General features: G+C 34.7%; 10 protein-coding genes. 4 read left to right on the top strand and 6 right to left on the bottom strand.

All coding sequences use genetic code 11. The features are described from left to right. From ACILQF_RS07610 to ACILQF_RS07590, 5 genes are all read right to left on the bottom strand, one after another. The coding region (locus ACILQF_RS07610) for an OB-fold nucleic acid binding domain-containing protein (protein ID WP_395626821.1) at positions 1-590 on the bottom strand (590 nt) is incomplete at its 3' end. Between the two features lie 5 nt (positions 591-595). Further along, positions 596-1525 carry an EamA family transporter gene (locus tag ACILQF_RS07605; RefSeq protein WP_395626820.1) on the bottom strand — a complete coding sequence of 310 codons (930 nt, stop codon included), beginning with the start codon at positions 1523-1525 and terminating at the stop codon, positions 596-598. 2 nt (positions 1526-1527) lie between these two features. Beyond that, on the bottom strand, positions 1528-1908 hold the full coding sequence (locus tag ACILQF_RS07600) for a RidA family protein (protein ID WP_395626819.1): 381 nt from the start codon (positions 1906-1908) through the stop codon (positions 1528-1530). 45 nt (positions 1909-1953) lie between these two features. Further along, the gene (locus ACILQF_RS07595; RefSeq protein WP_395626818.1) at positions 1954-2091 is read right to left on the bottom strand and encodes a DUF6728 family protein; all 138 of its coding nucleotides are present in this window, start codon (positions 2089-2091) and stop codon (positions 1954-1956) included. 79 nt (positions 2092-2170) lie between these two features. Further along, positions 2171-3550, bottom strand: a complete 1380-nt coding sequence (locus ACILQF_RS07590; RefSeq protein ID WP_395626817.1) for an OmpA family protein — start codon at positions 3548-3550, stop codon at positions 2171-2173. Positions 3551-3716: 166 nt separating this feature from the next. Here ACILQF_RS07590 and ACILQF_RS07585 point away from each other — a divergent pair, with 166 nt between their 5' ends. Next, entirely contained in the window at positions 3717-5006 is a 1290-nt protein-coding gene (locus ACILQF_RS07585) for an aminopeptidase P family protein (RefSeq protein WP_395626816.1), read from the top strand. Here ACILQF_RS07585 and meaB read toward each other — a convergent pair. Continuing rightward, entirely contained in the window at positions 4993-5895 is a 903-nt protein-coding gene (meaB, locus tag ACILQF_RS07580; protein WP_395626815.1) for a methylmalonyl Co-A mutase-associated GTPase MeaB, read from the bottom strand. The genes ACILQF_RS07585 and meaB overlap by 14 nt on opposite strands. A gap of 92 nt (positions 5896-5987) precedes the next feature. Here meaB and ACILQF_RS07575 point away from each other — a divergent pair, with 92 nt between their 5' ends. The 3 genes from ACILQF_RS07575 to ACILQF_RS07565 form a co-directional block, all read left to right on the top strand. After that, complete coding sequence (locus ACILQF_RS07575) at positions 5988-6863, top strand: glycosyltransferase family 2 protein (RefSeq protein WP_395626814.1); 876 nt, start codon at positions 5988-5990, stop codon at positions 6861-6863. After that, complete coding sequence (locus ACILQF_RS07570; protein ID WP_395626813.1) at positions 6863-7870, top strand: glycosyltransferase family 2 protein; 1008 nt, start codon at positions 6863-6865, stop codon at positions 7868-7870. The genes ACILQF_RS07575 and ACILQF_RS07570 overlap by 1 nt, the downstream gene beginning before the upstream one ends. Before the next feature lie 41 nt (positions 7871-7911). After that, a partial coding sequence (locus ACILQF_RS07565) for an ABC transporter transmembrane domain-containing protein (protein WP_395626812.1) occupies positions 7912-8470 on the top strand: 559 nt, incomplete at its 3' end.

The following is an 8470-nucleotide window of genomic DNA, read 5'->3' as shown; positions in this document are numbered from 1 at the left end:
TGATTCTTCATCAAATAAAGCGGCAATGTTTCACTAATTTGTCGGATACACTGATCAATAAGTGCCGCTTGGGCACGCTGTATCCCTTTGCTATCTAAGTTAAATTGTTTGAGTTTTTCGGTTGAGCTATAAATAGGCTGTAAAGTAAGATTCCCCTGACTAACTGCATTAGGCTGATAAGGCTCCAACTCAGGATGAGAAATAGAAAAGTGGCCATTAAAAAGAGTAGGTTTTCCAAAAGCAATGAATACTGCACCTGGCTGAATAATCTTGTCCATCCAGCGAATGCTTTGAAACCATACCAGCTCCATTAACCCAGTATCATCTTTAAAACGTGCAACAAGCCTTTTTACATGTTTATCGCCAATAATTTCTTTAGAAACAATGCGTCCCAAAATCTGAACAGCGGGAAGATCAGAATTAAGTTCATTAATTTTATAAAAGCGCGTTCTATCGATATAACGGAAAGGATAATGCTCCAGAAGATTCTCATATCTAAAAATACCAAGATCTTTTTTCAGTATCTCAGCACGTTGAGAGCCAATTCCCTTTAAATACTCGATAGACGTTTTTAAGATCTGGTCTTCCAATCCAATTAAGGGCTAATTACCGGCTTATTCGCAGTCGGCGATTTAAATAAAATTTCTTTGATCGTAGCCCAGTTAAAGACTATCACTGCGATAAACAACAATGAATAAGAATATAACTGAAGTAAACTAATTCCTTCGTGAAAATAGAAAAATGCCACTGCAAAAGCAACAATAGGATTTATATAAATTATTATTCCCAGTGTGGAAGATGGCATGCCAATCAAAGCATATAAACTTAAGAATAGGGGAATAATGGTAAAGAAAACAGAAATAATAATAATGGTTAGCCAAAAAGACAATTCCATTGGGAAGCTCTGAAAATCAGAAATGAAAAATGGAAGCATCAAAAGCGAGGCTATAAGCAGATGTAAACCTAGCATATTGAATTTATCGACACCTGACATTACGCGTTGGATTATCAGATAAAAACTATACAGTGCAGCGATTAATATCGACCATAGCACATCAAGAAAGGAGCCTTGAGCCAGAATAAGTATACTAATTGAGGCAATAGCTAAAGCTATCAATTTCATTCTTGAAAGCTGCTCTTTTAATATGAGAAAGCCACCCATTGCAGTAATCAAAGGACAAACCATATAAGCGAAGGCCGCAGATTTAAGACTTACGTTATTTACAGCATAAATAAATGTGAACCAATTACCCGTAATTAATAAACCAGCGAGCAAGCTTAGCCAGATTATTTTTTTCCGACTAAATTTATCTTCCTCTCGGATATATTTTACATCGGATTTAATTTGCTTTTTCCTGAATAGTAAAATATAAAGCCAGGTTAATATTAAACTGGTAAAAATACGGTAATACAGTATTTGATCGGCATCATAATCCCGAAGCATGCGTAAAGGAATTGAGAAAAAGCCCCAAACAATTACAGCAATAAATGCAGCGATAAAATATTTAATCCTTCCTCCTTTCAAGCTTAAGCTTTTACAGCGATTACAGAAATTTCTACATTTACATTTTTTGGCAAACCAAGTACAGCTACGGTTTCTCTTGCAGGGAAGTTAGAACTAAAATAGGAGCCATAAACCTCATTCACATCTGCAAAGTGATTCATATCACTCAGAAAGATAGTCGTTTTTACCACATTCTCGAAATTAAAGCCAGCTGTTTGGAGTACTGCTTCCAAATTATTCATTACCTGTTTAGCTTCAACTTTAATTCCACCAGAAATTAATTGATTTGTAGCTGGATCTAATGCAATTTGCCCAGAAATAAATAACATATTACCTGCTTGAACTGCCTGACTATAGGGCCCGATGGGTGCGGGTGCCTTTTCTGTTTGGATAATGGATTTCATATAATTTAGTTCTATTAAGAATGCGTTAGGAGTTTTGAGTCAAAATTAGAAGACATACCACTCCAGCAATTTATAAATTATGCCAGCTAAGAACATAATTATAGCTGTTGTATTTATAATATGCATGACCTTCAAATTAAAATTTTGCGGTCGGTCGGGATTTTTTTTTCTGAAAAAATACATAATGCCAAAATTATCAAATAAAAAAAGAGTCCCGAAAAATCGGGACTCTTTTTTACAATTTGCTTATATACAATATTGTTTATTGTTGTTTGAACTCAACACGACGATTTTGAACACGTCCTGCTTCAGTAGCATTTGATGCAACTGGACGGCTTTCGCCATATGCAGTTACAGCAATTCTATTTGCAGCAATTCCAGAATTAACTAAGTACGTTTTTACTGAGTTAGCTCTATCTGTTGATAATGACATGTTGTACTCATCAGTACCTTCAGCAGAAGCGTGACCATCTAATTGAACAGTTGTTGAAGAGTTTGCTTTCAAATCAGAAGATAATTTATCTAAAGTTGAGTAGGCAGAAGTTCTTAAAACTGAAGAGTTAAACTCGAACTGGATTGCGATTGCAGAACCAGCCTTAAACTCAGGACATCCATTTAATGCTGCAGTACCTTTAACAGTAGGACAAGCATCTTTTGAATCAGGCACACCGTCAGCATCCACATCTAATGGACAACCAGAACCGTCTACCTTAACACCAGCTTCAGTATTAGGACATTTGTCTAATTTATCAGCAACACCGTCACCATCTGAATCTTTTAATAAATCAGCTGCTTCTAATACACTTACACGACCTTTTAAAGCTTCAACTTCTTGACGTAATGTAGGATCTTTTAATTCATCATACATTAAAGCAAGAGGATTAACCCAGTCTAAATTTGGCTTAGCAATAGAACCCAAAGAGAATTCTAAACCAGCTGAAGTATAAGAAAACTTATCTTTAGAAGTACCTTTTGCATAAGTTGCATCAACGTTATCACCATCAACATAGTTCATAACATAAGCTAAGTCGAAATTAACACGCTCAGAAACTTTGAACTTAACACCTGCACCTACTGGTATAAATTGCTCTTTCACATATTTGTTAGTTCCAGTACCATCATACTCACCAGCAACCTCTTTCCAATCGAAAGGAGCTCTTGGAGAGTATCTTGAAGTTCCATAACCAAGCTTTGCAGTGAAGTTAATTGCATTTTCTCTTTTCAAGAAATCAACTGTTGCCACGTTTACTACCGCTGATAATGAAGCTGCAATAGCTAAATCAGTTTCGAATGAAGCATAACTTCCAACAGGGATAGGTGCAACAGTAGCATCATTCTCTCCTGATAGTTTACCACTTACTCCAGCAAGCTCTAAACCAAAAGCATGGCCTAATTGCTTACGCACAGTAAAACCATATCCTAAGTTGAAGTTTGATTTATTATAATCGTTGATCCCGCCAACAACAACGTGTGGCGCTAAAATTCCGGCGTTAATGCCTAAATTCCAAGTTCTGTACTGATCTCTACCGCCAAATACCTTGGCTGTAGAACTAGCAGCATTCTGAGCATTGGAAACCTCAACGAGTCCCAATAGAGCTACTAGTGAAAACACAAAGGCTTTCTTTAATGTAGAATAGTTCATAATTAATTTTTTTTAAAGGTTAACAAAATCATAAGTGTAATTTACACAAAAATAGTCATAAGTTTGACTTGTGCAAATAATCAAATACTATTCCAAATATTTTATTTTTGATTAATATGCCGCGAAGTGCAATTTTTTTTGTTTAGAGGTTAAAAATATTACAATTATGAAATATTCTCAGATAGATAAGCAACTTTTTGAATTGAACCGTCAAAATTTCACAAAAAGGCTTTCTAAGGGCTCAATAGCCATATTTCAATCGGGTGATGAGTTCCCAAGGAGTGGCGATCAGCCTTTTACATTCAAGCAAAATCCTGATTTATTCTACCTAAGTGGCATCGATCAGGAGCAAAGTATTTTAATTTTATTTCCCGATTGCCCAAATCCAATTTATCGAGAAGTCTTATTTTTAAGACAGACAAACGAACGAATAGCCGTTTGGGAAGGTCACAAACTCACCATTCAGGAGGCAAAAAAGGTTTCAGGCATAGAAAATATCTTTTGGTTAGATGATTTTTGGAATATTTTGCATTCCATCATTAATTATGCTGACCATATTTACCTCAATACCAATGAAAATGATAGATATGTTCATGAGGTACCTTATCGCGATATCAGATTTATTGAAAAATTAAAGAATCTGTACCCATTACATCGATATGAGCGCGCAGCACCAATTCTACGTGATCTAAGACCCATAAAATCTGATATTGAAATCGCATTGACTCAAAAAGCCTGCGATATCACCAATGATGCTTTTAGGCGTGTGTTAAAATTTGTGAAACCGGGTGTAACAGAATATGAAATCGAGGCAGAGATAATCCATGAATTTATACGCCAAAGAGCAACAGGGCACGCTTATAATCCGATCATCGCATCAGGTAAAAATGCAAACATCCTCCACTATAACGACAATAATCAAATCTGTCAGGATGGTGATGTAATTTTATTCGACTTTGGTGCTGAATATGGAAACTATAACGCTGATTTGAGTCGCTCGGTTCCAGTAAACGGCCGTTTTACAAAACGACAGAAGGATGTTTATAACGCTGTTTTACACATCATGAAAGAAGCAAAAAAAATGCTCTTACCAGGCACAATTTGGAATGACTACCATGATGAGGTTGGAAAAATCGTAGAGTCTGAACTAATTAAACTTGGTTTGCTCGATAAACACGATGTTGCAAAACAAGATAGTAAAATGCCACTTTATAAAAAATATTTCATGCATGGCACTTCACATCACCTGGGACTAGATGTGCATGATTTTGCAAGTAGATATAAATCATTTGAAGCAGGCAATATACTCACTTGTGAACCCGGTATTTATATTCAAAGTGAAGGTTTAGGTATCCGATTGGAGAATGATATTCTACTCACAAAGGATGGTAATATTGACCTAATGGCGAATATTCCTATCGAGGCGGAAGAAATTGAGGAGATTATGAATTCTTAGTATTGAGAAGAATTTTTTCAACAAAACGATATAAATTAAATGCTGGATCAAGGGAAGCAAGAATTATTTCTTCTTGAAGCTTAATCTTGCTTATATTTTTCATTTTCTCTTGTTGGATTAGCTTCCACGCTTTTTCCGCAAGTAGAAAAGAACGACGAGAATTATCTTTAAACCGGTGATTTTCTAAGGCCTCCATCAATTCGTCAATGCCCGACAGTTTGTCGGCGATTGTATTAATTACCGGTATATAATCTGTTCTTTGATGAACTAATTTCTTCAGGTTATTGGCAAAAGTATCTGCCCCATCACGATCTGATTTATTGACCACAAAGATATCTGCAATTTCCATTAAGCCAGACTTCATGCTTTGGATTTCATCACCAGCTTCCGGAACAAGAACAACAACACTGATATCTGCAAGTCCGGCAATTTCAACTTCCGATTGGCCCACACCAACGGTTTCAACTAAAATATAATCAAATCCTGCCGACTTAAGCACATCACACATCTCAATAGTCTTTCCTGAGAGTCCGCCAAGTGAACCCCTAGTAGCTAAAGAACGGATAAAAACATTAGGTTTAGTAAATTGTTCTGCCATTCGAACACGATCGCCAAGCAAAGAGCCTAGATTAAAAGGAGATGTTGGATCAATAGCCAGAACAGCGATGGTTTTACCCTGAGCGCTTAAATTATTGATCATGGCATTTACTAAGGTGCTTTTGCCTGCTCCCGGCGGACCCGTAATTCCAATTACTGGGGTATTTAAGGTTTTAAGGTCTTTCAAAAGATCATCTGAACCTAACAAATCATTTTCAACAATTGTTAAATTTCTAGCTAACTTTTTAAAGTCTTGAATTAAAATAGAGTTATCTTGATTACTTGGCTCCATGGCACAAAGTAATTATTTTTAATTCATTATGCAATTGATGCAAATTATACAACTTAGCTTTTTTATTAACTTAGCATCATATTTTTAATTATATGAAAGTTACTGGTTTTTCATTTATTCGAAATGCGGTTAAAAATGACTATCCTATCGTGCAGGCCATACTTTCAATTTTGCCAATATGCGATGAATTTGTGATTGCCATTGGCGATTCTACAGACAATACTTTAGAACTTATTGAAGCCATTGATTCTACTAAGATAAAAATCATTCACACGATATGGGATGAAAGTATTCGCGAAGGAGGAAGAACATTTGCACAAGAAACAGATAAGGCCTATGCAGCCATTTCAAAAGATACCGATTGGGCTTTTTATATACAGGGAGATGAGTGTGTACATGAGAATTACCTCCCCGAGATAAAAAAAGCTATGAAAGAGCATTTAAACGATAAAAATACAGAAGGTTTATTATTTAAATACTTACACTTTTATGGTTCTTATGATTTTGTAGCCTCTTCCAGACGTTGGTATAGAAATGAAGTTAGAATATTAAAATTTAATCCACAGGTTCATTCTTATCGAGACGCACAAGGCTTTAGAAAAAATAATCAAAAGCTTAAAGTTAAAGCAATTGATGCTTACATGTATCATTATGGCTGGGTTCAAGCACCTTCTGGCTTAGATAACAAAGTGCGTAATTTCAATAAATTCTATCATGAAGATAGTTGGATAGAAGAAAATCTCCCTGTAAATCAGGAGTTTGAGTATGGAAATGCAGACCGATTAATTAAATTTAGGGGTACACACCCAATCCATATGCAAAAGAGAATTGAACATAGCAATTGGAAGTTGGAAGTAGATCCTACACTTTTTAAAAAGAAAATGGGCTTGAGACGACGCCTTTTACAAAAAATAGAAGATCTATTTGGATGGAGAATAGGAGAGTACAAAAACTATAAAATTGTTTAATGATAGAAAGCTCTGGCCTTAGAAAAAGCATTTCAGTAATCATACCAAACTACAATGGTAAACACCTACTAGAACGAAACCTTCCTTCGGTTTTTCGGACATTAGAACATGCAAAAATTGATTATGAAATTATAGTAGTTGATGATTTTTCAAAGGATGATTCCATAATATTTTTAGAAAAAAACTACCCGAAAATACGTCTAATTAGTGCTGTTCAAAATAAGGGCTTTTCAGCATCATGTAATAAAGGCATTATTCAAGCTGAAAAAGACTTAATCCTACTCCTTAATACTGATATCGAATTAACTACAAACTTTTTCGAAAGTCAGTTTAAATATTTTGAACTTCCAGATACTTTTGGTGTAATGAGCAAGATTATTGGAGCAAAAAAAGGAGAAGTTCAAGATACAGCACGCTTTTTAAACAGCTCAGGCTTTAAAATAAAGAGTAATAACTTTTTTTATGTTGAGGATGAGAATTTCCTAACTCCAACTGCCTATTTATCAGGCGCAAATGCATTAGTTGATGCGAAAAAAATAAAAGAAATAGGTGGTTTTGATGAAATTTTTTCTCCGTTTTATTGTGAAGATTTTGAATTAGGACTAAGAGCTTGGAGGTTAGGCTGGAAATGTTATTATGACCCAAAATCCTACTGTATTCATGATCACTCCTCTACCACTAAAAACTATCGCACCCGAAATTGGGTAAAAGCCATCTTTTTTAGAAACAGAATGTTGGTACATGCCATTCACTTAAGTAAAATCAAATTCTTTTTTTGGCTATTACAAATTACTTTTTTTGATTTACTCTTTATGTGGCTTGGCTTAAAATTCTACTTTTATAAAAGCTTCGCCATGTTCTTAAGTAATCTAAAAAATATTGAAGATTCGAAAAAAAGATTCAATAATTTAATGGTCAAGCAGGGATCAAAAATGAGTATAAATGAAGTCATTATCAAAATGAACAAAATGCTAGCTGGCCAAACAATCATCAAGGGGCGAAATTAAATATCTTCCAAAATGATTAACTTTACTCCATAAATTAATTTATGAAGACCTTTTTCCGACTTTTCTCATTTGCAGCACCTATCCAAAAATTTGCAATTCCATTTTTTTTATTGTCGGTTTTAGGAGTCGTATTCGGCTTAATAAATTTCACATTACTAATACCTGTTTTTGAACTTTTATTTAATCAAACAGGTGAAAATCAAGAACAAAAAATTAGCGTTATTCCTTCATTCGAATTAAGTATAACTTATTTTAAAGACTTATTCTATTATTACTTTCAGGAAATTATTAAAAGTTCGGGGAAGGTTGGTGCCTTAAAAATGGTAAGTATTTCCATTGTAATATCAATTTTATTAAGCAACCTATTTAAATATTTATCAGCAAGGGTAATTGAGAATTTCAGACTAATTATTGTTAATAGGATACGTACAGGGCTATTCAAAAAACTAACGGACATCGATATTCAATTTTTTAGCACCCAACGTAAGGGAGATTTAATCTCTAGATTTATGACCGACGTGGTAACGATTCAAGACTCCATTATAAGATCGGTACAGGTTATTTTACGCGAGCCCATTGCAATTATTTTAAATTTTGCGG

Origin of the sequence: Daejeonella sp. (genome assembly GCF_044232565.1) — a bacterium.
Lineage (GTDB): Bacteria > Bacteroidota > Bacteroidia > Sphingobacteriales > Sphingobacteriaceae > Daejeonella.
This window is presented reverse-complemented; position numbering and strand designations above follow the sequence as displayed.